Raw genomic sequence first — 25,663 nt, 5'->3', positions numbered from 1 at the left:
TACAGTGGGGCGGTGAGTATCGAGCAGCGTACGGTGCAGGTCGGCGACTTCACATTCGAGGTACGAATCGGCACACCCGACGACGCCCCCAAGCCCAAGGGCAAGAAGAAGGTCTATCTGCCTACGGTTCTCCTGCTGCATGGTTTCCCGCACAACCGCGATTGCTTCAACGACGTTGTGCCGAAGCTTCTCGATGCCGGCTTACGGACCGTCGTATTCAACCAGCGCGGCTACAGTGCGGGCGCGCGGCCCAAAGGTGTCGAAAACTATCTGATTGAGCATTTGGTCTCCGACGTGATTGGTGTGCTCGACGCACTCGACCTGCCGCATGTGCTGTTGGTAGGCCACGACTGGGGCGGATTGGTCGCGTGGCATGTGGCGGCAAAGTATCCGCAGCGGTTGACCGGTTTGGTCGCGGTAAGTACCGGGCATCCCAGTGCGATCACCGACGCGTTGAAGTCGGGGGAGGATCAGCGCAATAAGTCGTCGTATATCCCAATGTTCATCGCCGAGGGGTCCGAGGAGAAGCTGCTCGCTCGCGACGCGGTGTTGTTGCGGCGCACGGTACCGGCCGATGCGATCGCCCCACTGCAGGAACCGGGGGCATTGACCGCGGCGCTGAACTGGTACCGGGCCAATTTCACCGGGGATATCGGTGCCAAACTGGCGTGTGGTCCGATCGAAGTGCCGACCACGATGATCTGGAGTGACGGTGACGAAGCATTGGGTCGTGCGCAAGCCGAGATGAGCGGGCGTTATGTGTACTCCGACTTCCGGTTTTGCGAGTTGACCGGCGTCGACCACTGGGTGCCGGAAAAGGCCCCGGCGGCAGTCGCCAGCGAGGTCTCGCTGCGGTCGTCTCCGTTCTGAGGGGCGGCTACCGGGTTAGCGCGACGAGCCAGCGTCGTACCGCGTCGTGCACGGCGGGCTTCGGCGTCGCATTCGTCGCGCGGCCGCGCGATCCGTAGGTGAAATCAAAAGCGAGCCCCTCGAGCAGGCTCAATAGGTCCTCGGCTCGTGATCGCGGATCGCTGGCGCCCAGGTTCTTCAGCAGTGCGGCTGCCGCATCTGGCGCGAACACACATCGCGCCAACAGATCCGCCAGTGCGGAATCGGCCGCCGCATCCGGCGCAAAGGCATAGCGTGCCAAGAGATCTCGTCGGCGGGACGTCAGTAGTCCCTCGAGATAGTCGCTGATGAAATCGGCTGCCGAATCAACCGTGATGTTCTCGGGCGCAGTGCCAATAAGTTCGGTGAATGCCGCTCGAGAGGTGTCGGTGAGATAGGCGATTGCGGCGCCGATCAACGCGGCCCGTGTCCGGAAGTAGTACGACGTCGAACCTTTCGCGATGCCTAGCTGGGTGTCGATCGCGCTATGCGTCACCGCGTGATTGCCACCGGTGGCGGCGAGGGTGAGCGCGGCATCGCAGATGAGTTCGCGGCGTGAAGGTTGGTGTGGCACCTCACAATTGAACCAGACTCTACGATGGTAGAGTCAAATGATGATGATCGGCGAGATAAGCCTTGACGAGGCACAAGCATCGGCGATGAATAGCCTTCGCGACCCGACCGGGCCACATGTCTATCTGTGGGGCCCGCCGGGGCGGGGTAAAACCTTACTGGTCGACGCCTACACGACATCCATGCGGTCAAAGCGGCTGTTACGCAAACACTTCCACGAAGTTTTCGGTGATATCCACCGGGAAATCCGTAGCCGCGGTTCATTGACTCGCGCGTTGGATTCGTTGCTGGCAGGGGTTGAGATCGTCTGCTTCGATGAGTTTCACGTCCACGATCCGGCCGACGCGCAGTATGTGACCGCCTTGGTCCGCCACGCGCTCGGATCCGGGGTGCGGATGATCGTGACATCCAATTATCCGCCGTCGCAGTTACTGCCGAATCCGTTGTTTCACAGCATGTTCGAGCCGTGTATCGGCGTGATCGAGCGAGAATTCCGGATCGTCGAATGCGATGGCGGCACGGACTATCGGGCACGTGGCGACGCGCGCCGGACGGGAGCGTGGCTGTCCCCGGGAACGCACCATCAGCTGACCGAAGCAGGGCTGAGTCCGCCCAATCCAAACGAGCAGGTCACCCTTAGACCGTCGGGCCATCCGATCATCGCTCGACGTGCCAATCACGGCGAAGTATGGTTCGACTTCGCAGCTTTGTGTGCGACACCCACCGCGCCAGTCGATTATCTGCGGCTCGCCGAGCAGTACTCGCGATGGGCGATCACCGATGTTCCCTCACTCGCTGTGGCCGGCGCCGATGCCGCGCAGAGATTCGCCAATCTCATCGATGTGTTGTGGGAGAGGCGGATTGAGGTATTTATCACCTCGCCGGTGCCGCCGGATGAGTTCGCTCCGCACTCGGGGGCGCATGACATCGACCGGATGGTCAGTCGGCTCAGTCAATTGCCGGCTAAGAATCCCCGCGAACTGGGAGAATCCCTCGCCGCGACATCCGATTGTTCAAGTTGAGGGGGATTTTGCGGCTAATCCTGCTCCAACCCCAGCAACGCGTTCTCCAGAACCTCGGGCAACGCCGGATGTATCCAGTACTGGCCCCGGGCCATGTCGTGTACGCCGAGCCCGAAGGACATCGCCTGAATGGCCGGCTGGATCACCGTTGACGCCTGCGGCCCAAGGATATGGACCCCGATGAGTTGTCCAGTGGCACGGTCGGCGAGCACCTTACAAAAACTGGTGGTGTCCTCCATCGCCCAGCCGTAGGCGACATCGGCATAGGCCTGAACCTTCACCGCATAATCGATTCCGGCCCGCGCGGCTTGTTCTTCGGTCAGCCCGACAGTCGCGATCTGGGGGTGGCTGAATACCGCGGACGGCACGAATCGATGATCGAAGGCGACGAGATCGGCTGCGTCCCAACCCTTTTTGACATTTGCCTGAACTACACGGGTCTCGTGATTAGCGACATGGCGTAGTTGATGTTCGGTTGCGACGTCGCCCAGCGCCCAGACGCCGTGCGCGGACGTGCGGCCAAAGATGTCCCGCTCGATTCGCCCGTCGTCGTCGAGTCCGACGCCGATCGAGCCCAGATTCAGCCGGTCGCCGTTGGGGAGGCGACCCGTTGCGATGAGGAGGACGTCGGAGTCGACATGTGAGCCGTCACCGAAACTCAGTCGGACACTTCCATCGCCGAGAGTCGATGCGCCGACGGTGGTGCGGTCGAGCAGCACCGACCATTGCTGCGTCGCGAGTTCGGTGAATCGTCCGGAAATGTCGGAATCGTGATGACGCAACAACTTTGGCCCGCGCGCGACGATGGTCACCTCGGTGCCCAGCGCCGAGAAGACGTGGGCGAACTCGGCGGCGATGTAGCCACTGCCGAGAATCGTCATGCGCCTGGGCAATTCGGCCAGCCGCATTACGTCACTGTTCGTGTAATAACGCACCCCGGCGCCGGCGATGACGTCGGGGATGATTGGCCGTGACCCGGCCGCGATGACTACCTGATCGGCCAGCACTAGATCGTTGTCGGCGGTACGAAGCCGGTACCGCTCGCCGTCCCGACCGTCGAATTCGACATGTGATTCGTACAGTTTCAGATTCGGGGATCGATCGGCTCGGTAGTCGCGCCCGCCCGACGAGATCGGATCGATCCGGTCGAATACCCGCTTGACGATTCCCGGCCAATCCGTCGAATTGAGCGTCGCTTCGACGCCGTACCGGCTGGATTCGCGGATGTGGTCGGCGATATCGGCGGCGTAGACGAACATCTTGGTCGGAATACATCCGACGTTGAGGCAGGTCCCGCCGAAGACTCCCTCTTCGAAAAGCGCGAACGAAGTGTCGTGGAAGTCGCGGTTGGCGAAGGTGTTTCCGCTGCCGGAGCCGATCAGGGCAACGTCGACCTCTGTTGTCGTCATGGCGCCGGCGCCGGATCTACCACTGCGGCAAGTGAATTCAGCCACATATCGACCTCGTGGTAGGCGCGCTCGCGAACTCGGGGCACCGAGAGGAATACGTCGTGACGGGCATCGGCGATCGGGACCGACGTCACGCGGTTGCCCAGGCAACCGCTCCACTTGGTGATCTGACCGACGTCGAGTACCAGATCGGCGGAGTCTGACTGTGGTCCATAGGAACCGCCGAAATATGTTTTGTCCGAACGTAATACGAGTGATGGCACGCCAACGTCGAGCCCCTCGTGCAAGGCAGCATGGCCTTCCCGGATCGCCCTGAGCCAGCCGAAAGTGACCGGGAAACCGCCGAGCGGTTTACGGGCCAGGTCGTAGGCCCATTCGCCGTGCGCGCTCTCGTGCAAACTTTCGCCGTATGCGCCGGACACTTCCTGCGGGAGTACCTTCTTCGGGCGGATCGCCGCGACAGCTTTGAGCACCGTGGTGACCAGGGGCGAACGCAGAATCGGCTTGCCCTGCAAGTCGAACCAGGGACTATTGAGCAGCTGACCCGCTATCCGGGCGTGCCGGTCGGGATCTTGCGCCCGCAGCCGGTTCAGCCAGAGCGGGGTGATCAGGCCGCCGGTGGAATGAGCGGCAACAAGGACCGGTGCATCCGGACCGATCTCGTCGATGATCTTGTCAAGGGCGAGATCGAGTTCGACGTCGTAGTAGGCAAGGTCGGTGGTGTAGTGCGGAGTATGCGACTTTTCCAGCGAGCGTCCACACTTTCGCAGGTCGATCGCATAGAAGTCATAGCCTCGCTCAGCGAAGAACTCGGCGAGCGGCTCTTGGAAGAAGTAGTCGGTGAATCCGTGGACGTAGAGCACCGCTCCGACGATCTTGTCCGGCGCCAGCCGCGCGGCCCGGCGCACCAGCGTCGCGGTGATCGGATCTTCACCATCGGGATCGGGGCCCAGCTCGAGGGTGAGGAGTTGATAGTTGTCCAGGAGGTGATCGGGCTGCCAGGTGCTGGTGGTCGACGATACGTCGGTCGATGAACTCACGCGCTCGATCTTACGTCGTCGGGCAGGTGTCAGCGGGGTGCGCGTGTGGTAGCTGAGCACCCATGATGTCGCCTAGCGCACAATCTGACGAACCCCTGTCGGCGCTTGTGAGGGCATGGGGAAGAATGACCGGTGACTCAAGAATTCAGCCCGCTAAGAAATTGGAGCGCGAGGGTGTCTCAAACGATCAAGACAGATGTGGTGTTGGTAGGCGCTGGCATCATGAGCGCCACCCTTGGCGCATTGCTGCGTCAATTGCAGCCGGAATGGTCGATCAGCCTGTTTGAAGTGCTCGACGCCGCGGCAGCGGAGAGTAGCGACCCGTGGAATAACGCCGGAACCGGTCACTCGGCTCTCTGCGAGCTGAACTACACCCCGCAGGACGCCAACGGTGATGTCAACGTCGACAAGGCGATCAACATCAACGAGCAATTCCAGGTTTCTCGCCAGTTCTGGGCCCATGCGGTCGATAAGAACATCCTCGGTGATCCGACCGAGTTCATCAATCCCATCCCTCATGTGAGCTTCACCCACGGCGAGGCCGGCGTTAGTTACCTGCGCAAGCGGTACGACAAACTGTCGCGACACCCGCTATTCGAGGGAATGGAGTACATCACCGACGCCGACGAATTCTCGGCACGTCTGCCGCTGATGTCGGACGGTCGCGACTTCTCCGATCCGGTCGCGCTGAACTGGTTCACCGACGGTACCGACGTCGACTTCGGTGCACTCACCCAGCAACTGCTGAACTATGTCGGCCGTGACGCCGACATCTACTTTGGCCACCGCGTCACCAATCTGTCGAAGCAGTCCGATGGCAGCTGGATCGTCAAGGTCACCAACGAACGAACGGGCGAAAAGCTGAAGGTTCACGCCGGGTTCGTCTTCGTCGGCGCCGGCGGTGGAGCGCTGCACCTGCTGCAGAAATCCGGGATCAAAGAGGCCAAGGGTTTCGGTGGCTTCCCGGTCTCCGGCGAGTTCATCCGCTGCACCGACCCCGAGCTCATCGGCCAGCATCACGCGAAGGTCTACGGACAGGCCGCCGTTGGCGCGCCGCCGATGTCGGTTCCGCACCTGGATACTCGCGTCATCAACCACCAGCCGGGCCTGCTCTTCGGTCCCTATGCTGGCTGGTCGCCGAAATTCCTCAAGAACGGCAAGCTCACCGACCTCGTGAGTTCGGTCAAGCCGAATAATCTGCTGCCGATGCTGTCCATCGCACCTCAGGAATTCGGGCTCCTCAAATACCTGATCAGCGAACTCGCCGCGAGCACCGCCGACCGTATCGAGACTCTCAACGAGTTCGCGCCGCGCGCGGTCGCCGGTGACTGGGAGTTCGTGACCGCCGGGCAACGTGTCCAGGTGATCCGCAAGACCGGCGTGGGCGGCTCGCTGGAATTTGGCACCGCCGTCGTCGCCGCCGAAGATGGCACCATCGCGGGTCTGCTCGGCGCCTCGCCGGGTGCCTCGACCGCGGTTCCCGCCATGCTTGATGTGTTGTCCAAATGCTTCCCCGGCAGCTTCGAAGGCTGGCGATCCAAGCTGATCGAGATGATTCCTTCGTTCGGTCAGAAACTGTCGGATAACACCGCGCTCTTCGGCGAGGTGTGGGATTGGTCGAGCAAAAGCTTGCAGCTCACCAACTCTCGCACCGACGCGGCGCGGCAGAACTCGCCCGCACCGACCAGCGTCTAACCGATGTCGGCCGCGCCGGAACGTGTCGACTACCCGTTCAGTGCGGTTGTTGGTCAGGATCAGCTCAAACTCGCGCTGATCTTGTCCGCGATCGCCCCGGGGATCGGTGGAGTGCTGATCCGCGGTGAGAAGGGCACGGCCAAGTCGACAATTGTGCGCGGTCTTGGCCCACTACTCGGCGAGTCCGGGCATCCCCGGCCGGTGGTTGACCTGCCGATAGGCGCAACCGAAGACCGGGTCGTCGGCTCACTCGACGTCACGCGGGCACTGCGCGACGGCGAAGCCGTGTTCACTCCGGGCCTGCTGGCCCGCGCCGACCGCGGTGTGCTGTACATCGACGAGGTCAATCTCCTTGCCGATCACCTCGTCGACGTGTTGCTCGACGCCGCCGCCAGTGGTCGAGTGACCGTCGAGCGCGACGGCATTTCCCATACCTCGTCGACCGAATTCGTCTTGGTCGGCACGATGAATCCGGAAGAGGGCGAGCTGCGTCCTCAGTTGCTCGATCGATTCGGGCTGGCGGTCGACGTGGTCGCTGCCCGCGACGTCGAGGAGCGGGTGGAGGTTGTCACGCGTCGCCTAGAATTCGATTCGGATCCAACAGCTTTCGTCCAGCGATTCGCCGAAGACGAGGCGGAGTTGACCAGGCGGATCCGGCAGGCACGGGCCACTATCGGGAGCGTCGAGTTGCCGGTGACCGAATTGCGGCGGATCGCCGCGATATGTGCACATCTCGACGTCGACGGTATGCGCGGCGACATCGTGGTGGCCCGCGCGGCAACCGCACACGCGGCGTGGCGGGGCGGAGATGCGATCACCGCCGACGACGTGCGGGTTGCGGTCGAGCTCGCGTTGCCGCATCGGCGCCGACGCGATCCGTTCGACGAATCGGGGTTGAGCGACCAGCAGGTCGATGACGCGATGGACGCGGGTGACCAGGCGGCCGGTGACCCCGAGCCGCCTAAACCCGACGACGATCCCGACAGTCCTGGTCCCGACGACGACGGACCTGACGGCGGCGGACCTGATGACGACGGCCCTGATGACGGGCCAGGCGGTGGCGTCGACACACCCGATGACGGACCGGCCGGGGCGCCGGGCGCGCGATTCTCCGCGCCCGCCGGTCCACCCTCGCGGATCAGGAACCTGCGCGTTGCCGGACTTGGTACCGGCGCCTCGGGGCGTCGTTCCAAAGCCTATGGTGATCGCGGAATGACCACGCGGGCAATAGATTTCACACCAGGGCGGGCCGTTCATGTGGTCGGCACCGCGATGGCGGCGATCGAGCGGGCCGTCCACGCGGGCATGCCGCAGTCGCAAGACGCGAACCGCCGCCTGGAAATTTCGTCCCCCTCAGCTCACACGGAGGGCAATATGCCCTTCGGTCCCCGTCAGGGGGACGATATTTCTTCAGCTCGTGTCGCTGTTACCGGCGACGACCTCCGTGGTGCTCAGCGAGTGGGCACCGAGGGCAACCTGGTGGTCTTCCTACTCGATCTATCCGGATCGATGACTGCGCGCAAGCGGCTCGACGCCGTCACTCGCGGATGTGTTGACCTGCTTCGTGATTCGTACACGCGGCGCGATCGAGTGGCCGTGGTGATAGCTCGCGGCGAGCGGGCCGAGGTGGTGGTTCCGCCGACGCGATCGGTGGATCTCGCGGTATCGCGACTCAGTAGGGTTCGGGTCGGCGGCCGCACGCCGCTCGCCGAGGCACTCGCACAATCACTGGCGGTGATATCCGCCGCGGCCCGGCGAGAGCCGGAGCGTCGGCCGCTGTTAGTGGTGCTGACCGATGGTCGCGCGACCTCGGGGGCCGATGCCCTGGGGCGCGCATCGGCCGCCGCACGCGGCATCGCGCGACGTCATATCGACGCGGTCGTCATCGACTGCGAACAGGGCATGATCCGGCTAGGCCTGGCCGCACAGTTGGCGCGGCACTTGCACGCGCCCTGTCTGGCGATGACAGACTTGACGCAGTCGTCTATCGTCGCAGCGGTGCGCGCCGCCGCCTGACCGGGAGAAGAATTACTGTGCCACAAGGTGTTCCGGAGAATGTGCCCAACGATGGGTTGACCACCAGGCAGCGGCGAAATACCCCGATCCTCGGAGTTCACACCGGCGACGGTAAGGGGAAGTCGACCGCCGCGTTCGGTATGGCGATGCGGGCGTGGAATGCGGGTCTGAATGTCGCCGTCTTTCAGTTCGTGAAAAGCGCTAAGTGGCGAGTCGGCGAAGAATCCGTGCTGGAGACGTTGGGTAAGGTACACCAGCAAACCGGCGAGGGCGGGCCGGTGGAATGGCACAAAATGGGGCAGGGCTGGTCGTGGTTGCGGTCCAATGCCGATCACGGTGACGACCATGCCGATGCGGCGCGCGCCGGCTGGGTGGAGATCAGCCGCCGAATCGCCGCGCAGGAGCACGATTTCTATGTGCTCGATGAGTTCACCTATCCATTGGACTGGGGATGGATCGACGTCAACGAGGTCGTCGACACGCTACGTGATCGGCCCGGGCGGCAGCACGTGATTATCACTGGCCGCCGCGCTCCGCAGGCACTGATCGACGCCGCCGACCTGGTAACTGAGATGCGTAAGGTCGCGCACCCGATGGATCAGGGTCGTAAGGGGCAGAAGGGGATCGAGTGGTGATCGGGTGAGTTCGACTCCCGCGATCGTCATCGCCGCGCCCTCGTCGGGCAGCGGAAAGACCACCGTGACAACCGGATTGATCGGCGCGTTACGGCGGGCCGGGCTCAAGGTCGCACCGTTCAAGGTAGGTCCGGACTTCATCGACCCGGGCTATCACACCGTCGCGGCCGGCCGGCCGGGACGCAATCTCGATCCGAATCTTGTTGGTGCAGAGCTTATTTCCCCGCTGTTCGCAGCCGGCTGTGCGGGCGCAGACATCGCAGTTGTCGAAGGTGTGATGGGCCTGTTCGACGGTCGGATCGGGACCGAGGTCGTTGGCGCGACACCCGGCGGTTTCGGGTCGACGGCGCAGGTCGCGTCGATTTTGGGGGCTCCGGTAGTACTCGTGGTGGATGCCGCCGGGCATAGTCAGTCGCTCGCGGCCCTTCTGCACGGTTTCGCTTCGTTCGACGCGTCGGTGACCATCGCCGGGGTGATCCTGAACCGTGTCGGATCGCCGAGGCACGAGTCGGTGTTGCGGGCAGCGTGCGTGCAGGTCGGGCTGCCGGTGTTGGGTGCGGTGCGTCGCGACGCAGGACTCGCGGTGCCGTCGCGACACCTTGGCCTGATTCCGGCGGCCGAACGTGCGCCCGAAGCTGAGCGGGCCGTCGATGCGATGGCGGCGGCGATCGGTGGTGCGATCGACCTCGCCGCGGTCGAGGCCACCGCGCGACGGCGGAGCCAAGTGAATGGTCCGTTGTGGTCGTCGTCGGAAGCGTTGGGGGACAAGGTGATCGGCGATCCAGTCATTGCGATGGCTGGCGGCGCCGCGTTTACCTTCGGCTATGCCGAACACGCGGAGTTGCTGGCCGCGGCGGGTGCCGACGTGGTCACATTCGACCCATTGCACGACAGGCTGCCCGACCGTACGGCCGGTGTCGTAATCGGCGGTGGGTTTCCCGAGGAGTACGCCGAGCAACTCGCCGCGAATGAACTCTTGCGCGACGACCTCCGCGCGCATGTGCGAGGCGGCGGCCCCCTGCACGGCGAATGTGCCGGTTACCTGTATCTGTGTGGGGCACTCGATAATCACCCGATGTCGGGGGTCTTGGACGCGACGGCGATGTTCACGCAGTCGCTGACGTTGGGCTATCGCGACGCGGTGTGTCTGCAAGACAACGTCCTCTACCGCGCCGGAGAGCGCGTGACCGGCCACGAGTTCCATCGCTCGACGGTGACCGGCGTCGGCGATGCCGCATGGGGATGGCGTACCGACACCGGTGCGGCCACCGACGGCCTGGTCTCCGGAGGGATACATGGATCATTTCTGCACATCCATCCCGCTGCCGTACCGCGAGCCATCGCGCGATTCGTCGCGGCAGCGACGTCGTACCGTGGGCCAGTGTGAGCTTTTTAGACCGGGGCGAGGGCCCGCACAGCATCGTCGGCGACATAGATGATCCGCGCCAGCTGCGTGAGCTGTTAGACGCGGTGCTCGTAGTGGGGCGCGGACTCGACCTCGATGAAGCGCTGCAGCGGATCGTGGATGTCGCCGCGCGCGTCCTCGGTGCGCGCTACTGCGCGCTTGGCGTTCGGGCCGAACACAGCGGGTTGCTCAAAGAATTTGTCTACACCGGAATCGACGAGCGGACACGTGCCTCGATGGGACATCTACCGGTGGGACACGGGGTTCTTGGTGTGCTGCTGGACGATCCGCACGTTCTGCGGATCGGTGATCTCAGAGCGCATCCGGCGTCGGTCGGTTTTCCGCCGAATCACCCACCCATGAAGACCTTCCTGGGTGCACCGATCCTGGTGCGCGGCAACATATTCGGCAGCATTTATCTGACCGAGAAACAATCCGCCGCGCGGTTTGACAGCACCGACGAGGCGATGATCGGCGTGTTGGCGGTCGCAGCGGGGGTCGCCGTCGACAATGCGCGACTGTTTGAACAAACGCGGATACGGCAGCGCTGGGTGGAGGTTCTTGCCCGGCGCGGCTCGGAACCGCTGGCCGGAATCGCGTTGCGCGACACCCTTGATGGTCTGTGTGCCGATGTCGCCGAATTGACCGGCGCCGACGGCGTCGCGTTGTTCACCGCATACGGAGGCCAGGATCGCCGACTCGGTGGATTCGGCGCGGATGTGACTGCCGAGGCAGACTGGGTGATCGATCAGCCACTGACCGCGGGCGACAGTACGATTGGCCGCCTTTCGTTGACCTACGCCCGGGACCCGCATCTTCCGTCGGAGGTATACGCGGGCCTGGCTGGTGTGGCCGAGATCGCCTCGCTGGCAATCGCTTACGACGAGCGCCAACAAATAGCGCGAGACTTGGAAGTGCTCGAAGATCGGCACCGGATTGCCCGCGATCTGCACGACCATGTGATTCAGCGGTTATTCGCGATTGGAATCGCGCTGCAAACAATGTCGCTCACGCCAGGGTCGGGTTCGGCGGATCTTGAATCCCGGCTCGCGGCGGTCATCGGCGATTTGGATTCGACAGTCGCTCAGATCCGTACCTCGATCTTCGAGCTGCAGTCGGTCTCCGAGGGGGCGTCGGAGGCGAGTATCCGGCGCCGGGTTCTCGACGTGATCGAACAGTTGGCCGCGCATGCGCACCTGACTCCGACGGTGCGATTCGACGGTGCGGTGGACACTTTGGTGCCGACTTCATTGGCATCGCATTTGGAAGCCGTTGTGCGCGAAGGATTGAGCAACGCGTTACGCCATTCGGCGGCCGTACATGTCGAGATCGTGGTGGCAGTCGGTGACCAACTGATCGTGACCGTGACCGATGACGGAGACGGGATGCCCGAAGACGCGCAACGGCGTGGATTACGGAACCTGGCTGACCGCGCTGTCGAATGTGGCGGCACCCTGACCGTGGCGGTGCCCCACGGCGGCGGTACTGAGCTGACGTGGGCCGTACCGCTGGTCGACTGATGGCTAGCGGCCGGAATCTTTACGCTCCGTGCGTAATTCGGTAGCCAGGACAGCTACCTGGGTACGACGTTCCATATCGAGTTTGGCCAGAACGCGCGTCACGTAGTTCTTGATCGTCTTCTCGGCCAGATTGGTGCGTTGCGCGATCTGGCGGTTGGTCAGACCGTCGCCGATCAGCGCCACGATGTCACGTTCGCGGTCGGTGAGTTCGGAAAGCGGGTCGTTTTGCGTTGCGCCGCTGCGGATTCGCTTCATCAGAGCTTCGGTGCTTCGTCGATCGAGCAACGAGCCACCCAGACCGACGGTGCGCACAGCGGCGATCAGGTTGTGGCCCAGGATCTGTTTGAGTACGAAACCCGACGCCCCGGCGACGACGGCTGCCATCAGGGCGTCGTCGTCGGAATAGGAGGTGAGCATCAGGCAGTTCACCTCTGGATGATCCGATCTGATGTCGCGGCATAGTTCCACTCCGCTGCCATCGGGGAGGCGGACGTCGAGGACGGCAACGTCGGGCAGGCTGGCGGCGATCGCGACGCGGGCCTCTGCCGCGGTAGCGGCCTCGCCCACGATCTCGATGTCGGTGGCGGTACCCAAGAGGTCGCGCAGGCCACGCCGCACTAGCTCGTGGTCATCGACCAGAAATGCACGAATCGTTGGGTGGGTCGCAGGATCACCAGACACGTCCCGACGATACGCGGAACGTTTCGGTGTGACGTCCACAGTCCCGTACGAGTGGTCCCGGTGGTTCGGGACTTTCTGCCCACGACATCGCGTAGTAGATCGGTGATGCTGGAAATATGGCGAATCAACAGGTCCCGTTGCTGTCGATATCCGGTCACGATCTACTGGCAGAACTTCTGCCGGCGGTTGAGCGCGAAGTGGACCGGCATATGTCGATGACGGTGGAGTGGCATCCGCATGACTACGTGCCGTGGGATGACGGCCGCAACTTCGCCGCACTCGGCGGGCTGGATTGGGATCCCGAGCAGTCCAGCCTCTCGGAGACGGCGAAGGCCGCGATGGTCACCAATCTGCTGACCGAGGACAATTTGCCGTCCTATCACCGGGTGATCGCGGAGAACTTCACGCTCGACGACGCGTGGGGATTCTGGGTCGGTCGGTGGACCGCCGAGGAGGCGCGTCACTCCATCGTCATGCGGGACTATTTGGTGGTTACCCGCGGCGTCGACCCGGTCGAGCTGGAACAGACTCGGATGGTTCATATGACGGGTGGATTCAACCCGTTTCCCACCGAAATGGCGGAGCGGATCGATGGTTCCGGTGGCGGCGGCATCGGAATGCTGTTGGCGGTGGCTTACGTGAGCTTCCAGGAATTGGCGACGCGGGTGTCACACCGGAACACAGGTAAAGCGTGCGGGGATCCGATCGCTGACGCGATGCTCGGACGAGTCGCGGCCGACGAGAACCTTCATATGTTGTTCTACCGCAACGTGATGGCCGCCGCCCTCGATGTGGTGCCCGACGAAGCGATGGCGGCGATCTATACGATCGTGTCGAATTTCGCGATGCCGGGATCGTCGATGCCCGGCTTCCGCCGGAACGCGGTACTGATCGCGAAAGGGGCGATCTACGATCTGCCCCAGCACCTCAATGAAGTATTGCGGCCGGTGCTACGGAAATGGAAGATATTCTCCCGCAATGATTTAGGGCCGTCGGGGGAGTATTACCGGGATCAACTCGCGGATTTCTTGAACGATCTGGAGAGTAAGGTCGTGCGGTTCGAGGAGTCGCGTGCGCGGGCACTGGCGCGTAGCGCGAAGCGGAGCGCGTGATGACTGTGATCGCCGATCAGGGACGCCAATGCGCTGACGAGACTGACGGATTCGGCACGGTGATCGCGATGGCCGAGGCCGCCGATTGTTCGAATATGACGTGGTGGAATTCGATTCGAACGAGCGATCCGCACGCCGCCTACGTGAGTTCGCAGGTCCTGGCCGAGTTGATCAAGACACTCGCGCATCGAGAAGGTATCCCGGTCGCCGACGTATGGGATCACCTGAGGCGAGCGGGCCGAATTGACTTCTGAGCGACTGTGGTCGGGTGGCGCTCGCCAATTTCAGGTGATTGGGATCGGCGCGATTTCAACGGTTGTAATCCCGTGTTGTGGCGATACGGTACGGAAGTATCCACTTGTCGATTGGAGCCTAAGTGCCAGCCACGCCGCCGTCCGATGTGTCAACTTGGAACGATTCGCTACCGAGCGCGTCGGTCATCGGATCGGAAGAGGAGGCGCTTAAGGTCGCCGCCGAACTGGCCGCCGAATTCGAAATAGGCGCGGCCGAGCGCGACCGTGACGGCTCCACGCCAACGGCCGAACTCGAGCGGATCCGGCTATCCGGGTTGCTTGGCATCACTGTTCCGACTGAACTGCGCGGGGCCGCGGTGTCGACCAAAACACTTGTTGATGTGGTGGCGACGCTCGCGGCAGCGGATGGATCGATCGCGCAGGTGTTACAGAACCACTTCTACTTTCTGCGGCACGCTCTGGTTCATGGCACGCCCGAGCAGCGGGACTTCTTCGGTCGCTTGGTGATTGACGGAAACCGGCTTGGCAACGCGCAGGCGGAGCGTAACGCGGGATCAAAGTCGAACGGCATGGCGGAGTGGACGACCGCGTTGTCCGAGGTTGACGGGCTGGTGAGGCTCACCGGCACGAAGTACTACAGCACCGGAGCCTATACGGCGCAATGGATTCCGGTGAACGCGACTGGGTTGTCGGGAACGTCGGTCATCGTCTACGTGCCGCGGGATGCTCCCGGTGTGCATGTTACCGACGATTGGAATGGGTTCGGTCAGCGTGGAACACACAGCGGGACAACAACTCTCGACGAAGTGGTGGTGCAGCCGTGGCAGGTGGTGCCGGTAGTGGCCGACGCCGAACCGCCGCGAGTGGACGGTGCCTACGGGCAGATCATCCACGCGGCGCTCGATGTCGGAATTGCGCAGGGCGCGTTAGCGCGACTGGCGGAATTCGTACGCACACGCACTCGGGTCTACCGCGACAGTCCGGCGGCGGAGGCTTCCCAGGATTCGCATCTGCTCTATGAAACGGGGAAACTCGCCGTCGGCGTGCGGGCTGCACGGGCGTTGCTGCATGAGGCGGCTGATGCCATCGACGTGGCCGGCCTGACGCCGACACGCGCTCAGTCGACCGAGGCGTCACTTGCGGTGGCGTCTGCGCGAGCGGTCGCCGCCGAGACCGCGGTGACCACGGCGAACGAACTGTTCGAGATAGCCGGCACCGGGGCGACCGACCGCAAGCACGGACTGGATCGCTATTGGCGCGACGCGCGTACCCACACGTTGCATGACCCCACTCGGTGGAAATATATCCACGTCGGAAATGAGCTGGTGAACGACGTCGCGCCGAGCGGGTCGCTGATCTGAGCGGTGCGGTGGCAGGTGGTCTCGATACACCCGACTCGGCTGGCGCCTCGTTGGGCACTCGACCAGCGGTACCTTGTCGATGGTCGAGTGCCGTCGTGCGAGCTTGCGAGCCCGGCGGTGTATCGAGACGGCGAGATGCCTCGGGAAGCGTTGTCGCACAAGCCCTTACCTCAACGGATCGCCCCACCGTATCGACTCTCGGATACGGCCCTTGACGATTTTGCCGCCCGGGTTTCTTGGCAATGGCTCGTCGATGACCGAAACGTATTGCGGCACTTTGAAATCTGCGATCGCCTCGGCGACATTCGCGATCACCGCCTCGACATTCACTTCGGCATCGCCGCCATAGAGTACGGCGCCGACCTTCTCGCCGAGTATGTCGTCGGGGACCGCGAGTACCGCCGCCTCCAGTACTCCCGGCGCCGCTAGTAGTGCCGCTTCGACTTCGATACTGGAGACGTTCTCACCACCGCGGTTGATGATGTCTTTACTGCGGTCGACGATGTAGATACGTCCGGCATCGTCGACGCGAACGATGTCGCCGGTGTAGAGCCAACCGTCGCGAACGGTGTCCGCGGTGGCCTGAGGGCGACGCCAATACTCGCGTGTCACATTGCCGCCGCGAACGACAAGCTCGCCCAATGACGGATTGGCATCATCGAGCGGTGCGAGTCCTAATGTCACCGACGGCACCGCGTAGCCGACCGAATCCGCGTGCGCCACGGCATCTTCATGCGGGAGCACCGTCATCAACGACGCTGTCTCGGTCATGCCGTAGCCGTTCGATACCCGCGCGTTGGGAAACGTTGATTGCAACTCGCGCACCAAGGTCGGCGCGATGGGCGCACCACCGTAGGCGACCCATCCTATCTTCGATGTGTCGATGGCGGTCAACGCCGGATTCCGCAGCAGCAGAGCGTAAATCGCGGGAACGGTGACCATGAAGGTGATCTTCTCGGCGATCAGGGACTCGATCAGCAACTGCTGATCGAGTGCGGGCATGATCACCGCGGTACCACCGTAGAAGGCAGCGACGAGCAGTTGGGAATTGCAGCCGGTCACATGAAAGAGGGGCACGCTGATCAGCGTCCGCAATCCTTCGCCGATGTCGGCGGGGATGGCGAAACATCGCGCCACGTTCTCAGTATTGGTCAGGAAGGCTTCGTGACTGGTGGGCACGCCCTTGGGGCTGCCGGTGGTTCCCGAGGTGTAGAAGAACGCCGCGGTATCCGAAAGACCAAGTCCCTCTTGCAGATAGGGGTCGCCGTCGGGAAGGGGAGTGCCGTCGGCGAGATCGATAGTCGTACCCGAATCAGTGAGGACGAACTCGGTTTCCGTTGGCGTCGAACGAGTATTGACGGCCACGACGACGCCGCCGGCGAAGATGACACCCCAGAACGCGATGACCCAGGTGTTGCCGGCCCGATACCGCACTGCTACGCGGTCCCCAGGCGAAAGGCCTTGTGCGCGAAGGCCGCCGGCTACCCGGGCGGCGCGATCCCACAACTCCCGATAGGTGAGTCGCTCGCCGCCCAGCTCTACCAGCGCCTCCGTGTCTGGGCGTCGTTCGACTTGCCTGCGCAGCATGGCGACCAGTGAAGCCGGTAGTTCGTCGAAATGGGGGACGCCGAAGTCGTCGACCGAAACACCTTCCTGTGCAAAAGGATTGTGGTCGCGACTGATCGGGATGACGGTGCGGTCCGCCATCTACTTGGCCCCGGAGAAGTAGGCGCGCGGGTTGTCGACCAGCATGGTGGTGATCTGTTCGTCGGTGACGCCGCGTTCGCGCAGGGCGGGGAGGACATCGTCGAAGATATGGGTGTACTTCCAATTCGGTAGAGCCGCGGTGACGGCCGCTTCGGGATAGAAGTCGCTGTAACAGGAGGCGTCATGCGCCAGCACCATCTGCGAGGTGTATCCGGCCTCGACCATCCCGGCGACCGTATTGACGCGATCCTCGAAGGGAGAGAAGACATCAATGCCGAATCGGTCCATACCTAAGATCGCGCCGGTGGCCGCGAGCTCCTTGAGATAGTCGAGATCGGTCGAATCGCCGCTGTGGCCGATGACGACCTTCGACATATCCACACCCTCCTCGCCGAACACCTTGGCCGCGATCAGCCCGGTCTTGTCGGCGGCATGGGTGTGGACGGTGATCGGTGTCCCGGTCTCGACATGCGCCTGAGCCACCGCTCGCATCACCCGCTCTACGCCGGTGGTGAGGCTGTACTCGTCGATCGCACACTTCAGCAGACCGGCCTTGACGCCCGTATCAGCGATACCCTCGCGAATATCCCCGACGAATAGTTCGGTCATCGGATCCACCTTCACGTCGAAGATGCGGCCCGGACCGGTGAAGTGAAACTGCACGGGCTCTTCGTGATACGTGTAAATGCCGGTGGCGACGACGATGTTGATGTCGACCTGAGCATTGATGCGCTGGATGCGGGGAATGTATCGGCCGAGCCCGATGACGGTGGGGTCGACGATGGTCCTCACCCCGCGAGTGGTCGCCTCGGTAAGTTTCGCGACGGCGTCGGCGACTCGATGTTCCTCGTCCCACGGGTCCGGATAGTTCGGGTAGTTTTCCCGGATCTCGGTGCTGATGGTGAAGACGTGCTCGTGCATGAGCACGGTGCCCAGATCTTCGACGTCGACCTGACCTTTGACTGTCTCGACTGTTGTCACGAATCCTCCTGCTGTGACGCCGCACTACCGCGGAACTATCTGTGGTGTCAGTCACCATATGGCATTCTGAAGCCACTTGAACCTAGTTTCAGGTTCAAGTGTCAGAACTGACCGTTGAACTGGACCGATTGGCACGTTGGGAGAGCGTGATGATCAACATTCGCCACATCGTGCGTGGCTCGAAGTGGTTGTCGATGGTTAGGTGTGCCTGATGGAGATCCCCGTCCTCGCCGACACGACGGCACAACGCGAACCGATCACCGCCCGCGGAGAACGCACCCGCGCGAACCTGATCGCGGCCGCCCGGCGGGTATTCGAGCGCAAGGGTTATGTCGACACCAAACTCAGTGACATCACCACGTCGGCTCGTTGTTCGACGGGCACGTTTTACACGTACTTCACCGACAAGGCCGAGATTCTCCAGGCGGTGCTGGAGAAGATTCAGGACGATATGCTCCATCCCCAGGTCCCGACGCATGGCGATGGTTCGCTGCGCGGTCAGATCGAAATGGCAAATCGTGCCTACCTGGACGGATATCGGCGCAACGCCAAGATGATGAAGCTGCTCGATCAGGTGGCGGCGATCGACTCGGAGTTTCGCGGTGTGCGCAGGGCGCGGAGCAACGCGTTCGTGGAACGCAACGCCCGCGCCATCGCCGCATTACAGGCCGACGGCCTGGCCGATCCCGATCTCGATCCCGACCTTTCGGCAAAAGCATTGTCGGCCATGGTGTCTCGCGTCGCGTTTCACACATTCTGCTTCGAAGAGGAAGTCGACTTCGACGCGATGGTGCAAACCTGCACCGATTTATGGGTGAACGCCCTACGCCTGCCTCGGTGAGACGCCGCCGTCGTCGGTAACATTTTCTCCCATGCCACAACCCCCGTCCCACAATGATTCCGACGACACGTCGAACGGCGTACCGCACTATCTGGCGGGGCTGAATCTGTCGGGCCGGAAAGTGGTTGTAGTGGGCGGGGGTTCGGTTGCGCAACGTCGGGTGCCGAATCTGATCGCATCGGGTGCACAGGTGCATGTAGTGGCCATCGACCCGACGCCGGCGGTCGAATCGAATCCCGCCGTCCACGTCCATCGTCGGGCCTATGCCGACGGTGACCTTGACGGCGCCTGGTACGCCATCGCGTGTACCGACGATCCGGCGGTTAACGCGGCCGTGGTCGCGGAAGCAGACCGCTCACGTATCTTCTGCGTCCGCGCCGATGACGCGCGCGGCGGTTCCGCCGTCACGCCGGCCAGCGGTAGCCACGGTGCGCTGACGTTCGGGGTGCTCGCCGCGGGTGATCATCGACGCTCGGCACGGGCCCGGGACCTGGTAGCTGCCGTCTTCGACGGCTCGACGACGATCGCGCCGATCGACGACGAGAAGCATCCGGCCGGCGTCGCGCTGGTAGGCGGCGGTCCGGGTGACCCTGATCTGATAACCGTGCGCGGCCGGGCCTTGCTGGCTCAAGCCGACGTCGTGGTCGCCGACCGCCTCGCGCCCGCCGAGCTATTGGCTGGGCTAGGACCCGACGTCGAGGTAATCGACGCCGCCAAGGTTCCCTACGGGCGCGCGATGAAACAAGAGGCGATCAATGCCGTCCTCGTCGATCGCGCTCAATCCGGCAAATTCGTGGTGCGGCTCAAGGGTGGCGATCCATATGTCTACGGTCGCGGCTTCGAAGAGTTGCAGGCGTGCGTGGAGGCAGATCGTGCCGGTTACCGTCGTGCCCGGAATCAGCAGTTCCATCTCAGCGCCCGCGTTGGCCGGTATCCCGGTCACTCATCGCGGTGTTACTCACGAGGTGGTTATCGCGTCGGGCCACGTGCCGCCCGGGCATCCGGACTCGCTAACCGACTGGGCCGCTCTTGCCCGGCTGCGCGGCACGATCGTGCTGATGATGGCGGTCGAACGGGTCGACGCCTTCGCGACCGCACTTCTCGACGGCGGTCGCGCCGGGAGCACACCCGTCGCCCTGATCGAAAACGCGTCGCTGCCCTCGCAACGGGTACTGCGAACAACCCTCGCGGAAGCCGCTCAGACGGCCACCGAACAGCAACTCAAACCGCCGGCGATCGTGGTGATCGGTGATGTCGCGGGGTTCACTGACGCGGCATCGTAACCCGCGAATATGCCAACGGTGATTGGCACCTAGACGCCATCTCGCGGTAGCGTCGCAGTTCATGTCTCATTCAACGGCGAACGCTGCCGCACCTGCCGACGGTGCATTCAGCAAGGTTTTCGGCCCGCAGATCCTGGTGATCAGCGGGATGCAACTGCTGTTGGTGCTCGACGGTACGGTCGCCGCTCTGGCGTTGCCCAGAATCCGTGAGCAACTGCATCTCTCCGAGGCCAGCGGCAACTGGATCATCACGGCATATGTGTTGGCATTCGGTGGACTCATGCTTCTCGGCGGGCGCCTGGGTGATGCGTTCGGGCGTAAACGTATGTTCATCGTCGGCGTCGTCGCGTTTACGTTGACGTCGCTACTATGCGGCGTCGCGCAGAACGAATGGATGCTCGTTGCCGGACGCGCACTGCAGGGGGTATCGGCGGCAATCGCCGCGCCAACCGCAATGGCCCTTGTCGCAACGACTTTCGCGCCAGGCAAGGACCGCAGCACCGCATTCGCGATCTACGCCGCGATGACCGGTATCGGTTCGGTGGCCGGGCTTATTGTCGGTGGTGTGCTGACCGAGATCAGTTGGCGTCTGGTCTTCTTGATCAACGTGCCGATCGGACTGCTGGTGGCCGTCGGCGCGGTGTGGTGCCTACGTGAGTCGCAAGGTGAACGCCTCGCGCTCGATGTGCCGGGGGCGATACTCGCGACGCTCGGTTGCACCCTCGTCGTTCTCGGCATCAACGAGGGGCCAAACGGATGGTCGAGTCCGGTGGTGATCGGTTCGTTGATCGGCGGTGTGGTGGCTCTGATCGCATTCGTCGTGGTCGAGCGGACCGCAACCAATCCGCTGTTGCCGTTCTCCCTATTCGATAACACCAGCCGAGTGGCCGCGCTGGCCGCGATTCTGTTCGCCAGCGCGATCATGATGTGTATGGCGGTATTTATCTCGCTCTACCTGCAGGGAATCCTGAAGTACTCACCGCTGCAGAGCGGCATGGCCGTCGTTCCGTTCGCTTTCGGGCTGGGCATCGCCGCCGCGATCGCTTCGAAACTGTCTCTGCGAATTCAGCCCCGCTGGCTGGTGCTGATCGGTGGCGTGGTGATCTTCGCCGGTTGCATATACGCGGCGACCATCGCCACTGGCGACCCGTCGTATTTCCCGAGTATTGGGATACCGGTCGTCGTGATCGGCTTCGGCGTCGGCATGGCGGTCATCCCACTGACCCTGTCGGTGGTCGCCGGTGTCGGCGCCAACGAGATCGGCCCGCTGACCGCGCTCGCTCAGGTGGCCCAACAGATCGGCGGCGCCGTCGGACTGGTTGCTGTCGGGGCGATGGTGACGTCGCGATCGCTCTCTCTCGGCGGGACTACGGCCCCGGTCGAGACCATGAACGACGCCGAGCTCGACGCCCTGGCTAACGGTTACGGGCTGGCATTCGCATCGTGTGCGGGTATCGCGATCCTCGCCGGCATCGTGGTGCTGTTCATGCGTTTCACACCCGCGGAAGTCGCCGAAGGGCAGGCGGCACAAGAGGCCGCTAACGCGGGCTGAAGTCTGCAAGTACAGCGCAGCGGGGGAAGGTGGCCCTCGGGTGGTGGTGACGTCGCAGACTGGAGTCTGTCTAGCCGGTTACTACTGTGATCGACGTCGGCCCATCGATCTCGACATGCTGCCCGGCGTCGGATAGGACCGCCGCCAACGCATTGATGTCTTTGACATTGCGCCGGGTGTTTACCAGATCGCGCGCGATCAGGCCTTTGTAGTGTTTGTTGAAGTGGCTCACCACTTTCCGCGAGCCGTCGGGCGCCTCGGACACGACGGTCGCGGTCACCGCGCGCTTGACGGGGCCGAGTTGCTGGTAGCTGCCCGACCGCAGATCGACGAGAAAATCGTCGACCGCGTCCAATTCTGACGACAGCACCGGCTTCCAGACCGCGCCGAGTGTGCCCATGCCGGGCAGTTTGGACCCGCCGGAGAGCCGGTATGCCGGAATCAGATCGCGCGCCCGGACGACTCCGAACAGAGCCGACCCGATGGCGAGGCGGTCACCGGCCTTGGTTTTACTCGCGCGGGTTAGGCCGGAGTAGTCCAGTGCGTCGTAGAGGACGCCGGTGTAGCGCGTGATCGCGGTGCGCGTCGGCGACAACCACAGATCGGCGTTGCGGTCGACTTCGGCCAGCTGCGACTGTCCCAGGCCAAGCGCTTTTCGGCTCGCGTCGAGGTCGGCGGCAAGTGTCACGATGGCGTCGCCGATGAGCTTCCGGTTCTCATTGAGCGCAGGAAACGACAGTGCGTCGAGGTCGAGCGGCGCGCCCGAACCACCGTCGGACTTGGTCTCGGAAGGAGGCAGGATTACCAACACTTTCATCACGTTACTAAGCTGTCCGGTGTGATTACGCGCATGTCCTCCCTGTTCCTGCGAACCCTCCGCGACGATCCGGCCGACGCCGAGGTGCCCAGCCACAAACTGCTGGTCCGTGCCGGCTATGTGCGCCGTGCTGCGCCGGGCGTGTACTCCTGGCTACCGCTGGGCCTCAAGGTGCTGCGCGCCGTGGAGAATGTAGTGCGCGAGGAAATGAATCGCATTGGCGGACAAGAGATTCTGTTGCCGGCGTTGCTGCCGCGCGATCCTTACGAAACCTCCGGGCGCTGGACCGAGTATGGCGATTCGCTCTTCCGGATCCAGGACCGCAAGGGTGCGGATATGCTCCTCGGCCCGACGCATGAGGAGATCTTCGCGAATCTGGTCAAGAGCGAGTACTCGTCGTATAAAGATCTGCCGGTCATCCTGTATCAGGTCCAGACGAAATACCGCGACGAAGAGCGTCCCCGGGCCGGCATCCTGCGTGGCCGGGAGTTTGTGATGAAGGACTCGTATTCCTTCGATCTGTCCGACGACGGATTGAAAGAAGCGTACGCCGCGCATCGCGAGGCCTATCAGCGGATCTTCGAGCGTCTGCGGGTGAGCTATGTGATCGTCTCGGCGACGTCGGGGGCGATGGGCGGAAGTGCGTCGGAAGAATTCCTCGCCGAGGCAGAGGTGGGCGAGGACACCTACGTTCGATGTGTCGAGTCCGGTTACGCCGCCAACGTCGAAGCTGTAATTACGCCGGCACCCGAACCGATTCCGCTCGACGGACTACCCGAGGCCGTTGTCCACGACACCGAGAACACGCCGACCATCGATTCCCTCGTCGAGTGGGCGAACGGGGCGCTCGACCGCGAGGTGACCGCGGCGGACACCTTGAAGAATGTCATGGTGAAAGTGCGTGAGCCCGGTGGCGAGTGGGAACTGCTCGGTGTGGGCATTCCCGGCGACCGCGAGGTGGACTTCAAGCGTCTCGAAGCATCGCTTGAGCCAACCGAAGTCGCGTTGCTCGACGAGGCGGACTTCGCTGCCAACCCATTCTTGGTTAAGGGATATATCGGGCCGAAGGCGTTGCTGGCCAACGGTATTCGCTTCCTCGTCGATCCTCGGGTGGTTTCGGGAACCGCGTGGATCACCGGTGCCGACGTATCCGGCAAACACTATGTCGATCTGGTCGCCGACCGTGATTTCACGGCGGACGGCACTATTGAGGCCGCTGAGGTTCGCGACGGCGACCCGTCACCCGACGGCCAGGGAAAACTGGTGTCGGCCAAGGGAATTGAGATCGGACATATCTTCCAACTTGGCCGCAAATACACCGATGCCTTCGAAATCGACGTCCTTGGCGAGAACGGTAAACCGGTGCGGCTCACCCAGGGGTCCTACGGCGTCGGGGTGTCGCGGCTCATCGCGGTACTCGCCGAGCAATGGCACGACGACAAGGGGCTGCGCTGGCCGAAAGAGGTGTCGCCGTTCGGTGTGCATCTGGTGATCGCAAACAAAGACGAGGCTGCGGTCGCCGGCGCGGAGCAATTGGCTGCCGATCTCGACGCCGCGGGTGTGGAAGTGCTCATCGACGACCGTAAGGCGTCGCCGGGGGTGAAGTTCAAGGATTCCGAATTGATCGGTGTCCCAACGATTGTCGTCGTCGGGCGTGGGTTCGCCGACGGTACCGTCGAAATTCGCGACCGCTTCAGTGGTGAGACCGCGACCGTCCCGGTCGACGGTGCCGTCGAAGCTGTGCTGACGTCGGTGCGGGCGTAGGTTCTGCTGCTGGAAATGTCCCCGTGACGGGTGCGGGCGCTATATCGCCGCTTGCTCTCGTGACGGGGGACATTTTCAGAGTTACTTCGCTCCGGGCAATGCGACCGTCGCGGGCTTAATCCCCGACGCCGCGCGCCAGTACGCGGCACGCAGTGCGCAATCGGTTAGCCCGCTCACGGCCAACCGCCGGATCGGCTGAGTATCGGCGCGCTCGGCGAGTGACCGATATGCCTGTGCCGCGTCATCTTCCGATGCGAGGGCGGCCTTCGCCGCGGTCGCGGAATTCGTTACTTCAACGGACAGAACATATCCGGGTGCTGTCGCGCGGGCCTGTCCACCGGCCGACACAAGGGCATCGTTGAGTTCATCGCGCCGAGCGCGGTGTTCGGCGATATAGGTGGCAACCGCCGCCCGACGCTCACCCGTCGTGAACGCGGTCAGCACTCCGTAGGTGTATACGGCCGCGTGTTCCGCATCGACGGCAGCGCCGAGCGCATCTGTGGTGTCGCTCATGCCAATTGAACCTTTCGCAGAGTTGTCGTCGACGCGCTCACCGACGCGAGCAGTCCGGCGCGGTAGCCGTCCATCGATACCCCGACGTCGGCGGCCTGACGCGCGGAGCGATCCAACTGGGTACGAAAGGAGTCCAGGGTGATCGCCGACGTCGACGGCGTGCCCGACGTCGGCGGGGTAGCCGGAAGTGATTGCGCCGCTTCGGGATCCAGTCGAGTGAGTTCTTCGCGCAGTGCCGTGGCGTGAGCTTCCCGCTCGGCACGCACGACACCAAGTGCCGCAGCATAATTCGGGTTGGTCGCCACCAATGTGCGTGCCGCGTCGGCATCGGCCGTGGCGGCGGTCGCCACCGGCGTCAACTGTTGTGCCAACAGTTGATCGGCGGTTGGGCCGCGATCACATGCGCTCAACGCGGGTGCCACGGCGAGCCCGCTAAGGCCCAGTAGGCTACCGGCCAGGACGGTTCGTCGGTTCAGCTCGCGGGTCACAATCGACCATGATGCCATTGGCGCGCCGATGATTGCCGGACCGTCGGGCAACGAGCGAGCCTAAGTAAGCGGACGGGCCGAAGTGGACTAGACTAGATCGCCGACG

The 25,663-nt window shown here is 63.3% G+C and carries 22 protein-coding genes and 1 pseudogene; 14 read left to right on the top strand and 9 right to left on the bottom strand.

The features are described from left to right. The first annotated feature begins 12 nt into the window (after positions 1-12). On the top strand, positions 13-870 hold the full coding sequence (locus GOEFS_RS13560) for an alpha/beta fold hydrolase (RefSeq protein WP_007318495.1): 858 nt from the start codon (positions 13-15) through the stop codon (positions 868-870). 7 nt (positions 871-877) lie between these two features. Here GOEFS_RS13560 and GOEFS_RS13555 read toward each other — a convergent pair whose 3' ends face one another. After that, positions 878-1,462 (bottom strand): TetR/AcrR family transcriptional regulator, encoded by a 585-nt coding sequence (locus GOEFS_RS13555; protein WP_007318494.1) that lies wholly within the window; start codon positions 1,460-1,462, stop codon positions 878-880. Positions 1,463-1,502: 40 nt separating this feature from the next. Here GOEFS_RS13555 and zapE point away from each other — a divergent pair, with 40 nt between their 5' ends. Next, positions 1,503-2,483 carry a cell division protein ZapE gene (gene zapE / locus GOEFS_RS13550; RefSeq protein ID WP_170323176.1) on the top strand — a complete coding sequence of 327 codons (981 nt, stop codon included), beginning with the start codon at positions 1,503-1,505 and terminating at the stop codon, positions 2,481-2,483. Positions 2,484-2,497: 14 nt separating this feature from the next. Here zapE and mtr read toward each other — a convergent pair whose 3' ends face one another. Beyond that, a complete protein-coding gene (gene mtr, locus GOEFS_RS13545) occupies positions 2,498-3,892 on the bottom strand; it encodes a mycothione reductase (RefSeq protein WP_007318492.1) in 1,395 nt (464 codons plus the stop codon). Beyond that, complete coding sequence (locus GOEFS_RS13540) at positions 3,889-4,932, bottom strand: alpha/beta hydrolase (protein ID WP_040525121.1); 1,044 nt, start codon at positions 4,930-4,932, stop codon at positions 3,889-3,891. The genes mtr and GOEFS_RS13540 overlap by 4 nt, the downstream gene beginning before the upstream one ends. 174 nt (positions 4,933-5,106) lie before the next feature. Between GOEFS_RS13540 and mqo the strand changes: the two genes are divergently transcribed. Genes mqo through GOEFS_RS13515 form a run of 5 tightly spaced genes read left to right on the top strand, consistent with a single transcriptional unit; the run spans position 5,107 to position 12,203 of the window. Then, positions 5,107-6,627 (top strand): malate dehydrogenase (quinone), encoded by a 1,521-nt coding sequence (gene mqo / locus GOEFS_RS13535; RefSeq protein ID WP_007318490.1) that lies wholly within the window; start codon positions 5,107-5,109, stop codon positions 6,625-6,627. A gap of 3 nt (positions 6,628-6,630) precedes the next feature. Continuing rightward, positions 6,631-8,643 (top strand): VWA domain-containing protein, encoded by a 2,013-nt coding sequence (locus GOEFS_RS13530; protein ID WP_007318489.1) that lies wholly within the window; start codon positions 6,631-6,633, stop codon positions 8,641-8,643. Positions 8,644-8,660: 17 nt separating this feature from the next. Continuing rightward, the gene (gene cobO / locus GOEFS_RS13525; RefSeq protein WP_007318488.1) at positions 8,661-9,278 is read left to right on the top strand and encodes a cob(I)yrinic acid a,c-diamide adenosyltransferase; all 618 of its coding nucleotides are present in this window, start codon (positions 8,661-8,663) and stop codon (positions 9,276-9,278) included. 4 nt (positions 9,279-9,282) lie between these two features. Continuing rightward, the gene (locus GOEFS_RS13520) at positions 9,283-10,665 is read left to right on the top strand and encodes a cobyrinic acid a,c-diamide synthase CobB (RefSeq protein WP_007318487.1); all 1,383 of its coding nucleotides are present in this window, start codon (positions 9,283-9,285) and stop codon (positions 10,663-10,665) included. Then, entirely contained in the window at positions 10,662-12,203 is a 1,542-nt protein-coding gene (locus GOEFS_RS13515) for a GAF domain-containing sensor histidine kinase (protein ID WP_007318486.1), read from the top strand. The genes GOEFS_RS13520 and GOEFS_RS13515 overlap by 4 nt, the downstream gene beginning before the upstream one ends. Positions 12,204-12,206: 3 nt before the next feature. Here the strand turns inward: GOEFS_RS13515 and GOEFS_RS13510 are convergent, their stop codons facing one another. Next, positions 12,207-12,884, bottom strand: coding sequence for a response regulator (locus GOEFS_RS13510; protein ID WP_040525120.1), 678 nt, complete (start codon positions 12,882-12,884; stop codon positions 12,207-12,209). A 116-nt stretch (positions 12,885-13,000) separates the two neighbouring features. Here GOEFS_RS13510 and GOEFS_RS13505 point away from each other — a divergent pair, with 116 nt between their 5' ends. The 3 genes from GOEFS_RS13505 to GOEFS_RS13495 all read left to right on the top strand — a co-directional run bounded on the left by GOEFS_RS13505 (position 13,001) and on the right by GOEFS_RS13495 (position 15,611). Further along, positions 13,001-13,996, top strand: coding sequence for an acyl-ACP desaturase (locus GOEFS_RS13505; RefSeq protein ID WP_007318484.1), 996 nt, complete (start codon positions 13,001-13,003; stop codon positions 13,994-13,996). Continuing rightward, on the top strand, positions 13,996-14,250 hold the full coding sequence (locus tag GOEFS_RS13500; RefSeq protein ID WP_007318483.1) for a hypothetical protein: 255 nt from the start codon (positions 13,996-13,998) through the stop codon (positions 14,248-14,250). Before GOEFS_RS13505 ends, GOEFS_RS13500 begins: the two co-directional genes overlap by 1 nt. 122 nt (positions 14,251-14,372) lie before the next feature. After that, entirely contained in the window at positions 14,373-15,611 is a 1,239-nt protein-coding gene (locus tag GOEFS_RS13495; RefSeq protein ID WP_007318482.1) for an SfnB family sulfur acquisition oxidoreductase, read from the top strand. A 165-nt stretch (positions 15,612-15,776) separates the two neighbouring features. Here GOEFS_RS13495 and GOEFS_RS13490 read toward each other — a convergent pair whose 3' ends face one another. Together GOEFS_RS13490 and GOEFS_RS13485 are read right to left on the bottom strand one after the other, a co-directional pair. Next, the gene (locus GOEFS_RS13490; protein ID WP_007318481.1) at positions 15,777-17,318 is read right to left on the bottom strand and encodes a class I adenylate-forming enzyme family protein; all 1,542 of its coding nucleotides are present in this window, start codon (positions 17,316-17,318) and stop codon (positions 15,777-15,779) included. After that, on the bottom strand, positions 17,319-18,299 hold the full coding sequence (locus GOEFS_RS13485; RefSeq protein WP_007318480.1) for a phosphotriesterase family protein: 981 nt from the start codon (positions 18,297-18,299) through the stop codon (positions 17,319-17,321). Between the two features lie 211 nt (positions 18,300-18,510). On the opposite strand from GOEFS_RS13485, the gene GOEFS_RS13480 reads away from it, so the two are divergent. The 3 genes and pseudogenes from GOEFS_RS13480 (at position 18,511) to GOEFS_RS13470 (ending at position 21,975) form a co-directional block, all read left to right on the top strand. Then, positions 18,511-19,140 carry a TetR/AcrR family transcriptional regulator gene (locus tag GOEFS_RS13480; protein ID WP_007318479.1) on the top strand — a complete coding sequence of 210 codons (630 nt, stop codon included), beginning with the start codon at positions 18,511-18,513 and terminating at the stop codon, positions 19,138-19,140. 31 nt (positions 19,141-19,171) lie between these two features. Next, positions 19,172-20,423: pseudogene (cobA, locus tag GOEFS_RS13475) on the top strand (uroporphyrinogen-III C-methyltransferase). 61 nt (positions 20,424-20,484) lie between these two features. After that, complete coding sequence (locus tag GOEFS_RS13470) at positions 20,485-21,975, top strand: DHA2 family efflux MFS transporter permease subunit (protein WP_007318475.1); 1,491 nt, start codon at positions 20,485-20,487, stop codon at positions 21,973-21,975. A gap of 70 nt (positions 21,976-22,045) precedes the next feature. Here the strand turns inward: GOEFS_RS13470 and yaaA are convergent, their stop codons facing one another. Next, entirely contained in the window at positions 22,046-22,786 is a 741-nt protein-coding gene (yaaA, locus tag GOEFS_RS13465; RefSeq protein WP_040525129.1) for a peroxide stress protein YaaA, read from the bottom strand. Positions 22,787-22,825: 39 nt separating this feature from the next. Here yaaA and GOEFS_RS13460 point away from each other — a divergent pair, with 39 nt between their 5' ends. Beyond that, positions 22,826-24,556, top strand: coding sequence for a proline--tRNA ligase (locus tag GOEFS_RS13460; protein ID WP_007318473.1), 1,731 nt, complete (start codon positions 22,826-22,828; stop codon positions 24,554-24,556). Between the two features lie 81 nt (positions 24,557-24,637). Here GOEFS_RS13460 and GOEFS_RS13455 read toward each other — a convergent pair whose 3' ends face one another. Together GOEFS_RS13455 and GOEFS_RS13450 are read right to left on the bottom strand one after the other, a co-directional pair. After that, positions 24,638-25,069: a ferritin-like domain-containing protein gene (locus GOEFS_RS13455; protein WP_007318472.1), complete on the bottom strand. Its 432-nt coding sequence runs from the start codon at positions 25,067-25,069 to the stop codon at positions 24,638-24,640. After that, on the bottom strand, positions 25,066-25,608 hold the full coding sequence (locus GOEFS_RS13450) for a hypothetical protein (protein ID WP_245549847.1): 543 nt from the start codon (positions 25,606-25,608) through the stop codon (positions 25,066-25,068). Before GOEFS_RS13450 ends, GOEFS_RS13455 begins: the two co-directional genes overlap by 4 nt. Positions 25,609-25,663: the final 55 nt, after the last annotated feature.

This window comes from Gordonia effusa NBRC 100432 (genome assembly GCF_000241305.1).
GTDB lineage: Bacteria > Actinomycetota > Actinomycetes > Mycobacteriales > Mycobacteriaceae > Gordonia > Gordonia effusa.
The sequence above is the reverse complement of the archived record's forward strand: the minus strand, read 5'-3'. Positions and strand labels throughout refer to the sequence as shown.

Bases quoted from the DNA above. Each gene is read 5' to 3' on its own strand.
- GOEFS_RS13470 (WP_007318475.1), top strand. From the start codon at position 20,485: ATGTCTCATTCAACGGCGAACGCTGCCGCACCTGCCGACGGTGCATTC.
- GOEFS_RS13505 (WP_007318484.1), top strand. From the start codon at position 13,001: ATGGCGAATCAACAGGTCCCGTTGCTGTCGATATCCGGTCACGATCTA.
- GOEFS_RS13480 (WP_007318479.1), top strand. From the start codon at position 18,511: ATGGAGATCCCCGTCCTCGCCGACACGACGGCACAACGCGAACCGATC.
- GOEFS_RS13455 (WP_007318472.1), bottom strand. From the start codon at position 25,069: ATGAGCGACACCACAGATGCGCTCGGCGCTGCCGTCGATGCGGAACAC.
- zapE (WP_170323176.1), top strand. From the start codon at position 1,503: ATGATGATCGGCGAGATAAGCCTTGACGAGGCACAAGCATCGGCGATG.
- GOEFS_RS13490 (WP_007318481.1), bottom strand. From the start codon at position 17,318: ATGGCGGACCGCACCGTCATCCCGATCAGTCGCGACCACAATCCTTTT.
- GOEFS_RS13500 (WP_007318483.1), top strand. From the start codon at position 13,996: ATGACTGTGATCGCCGATCAGGGACGCCAATGCGCTGACGAGACTGAC.
- GOEFS_RS13530 (WP_007318489.1), top strand. From the start codon at position 6,631: ATGTCGGCCGCGCCGGAACGTGTCGACTACCCGTTCAGTGCGGTTGTT.
- GOEFS_RS13460 (WP_007318473.1), top strand. From the start codon at position 22,826: ATGTCCTCCCTGTTCCTGCGAACCCTCCGCGACGATCCGGCCGACGCC.
- mtr (WP_007318492.1), bottom strand. From the start codon at position 3,892: ATGACGACAACAGAGGTCGACGTTGCCCTGATCGGCTCCGGCAGCGGA.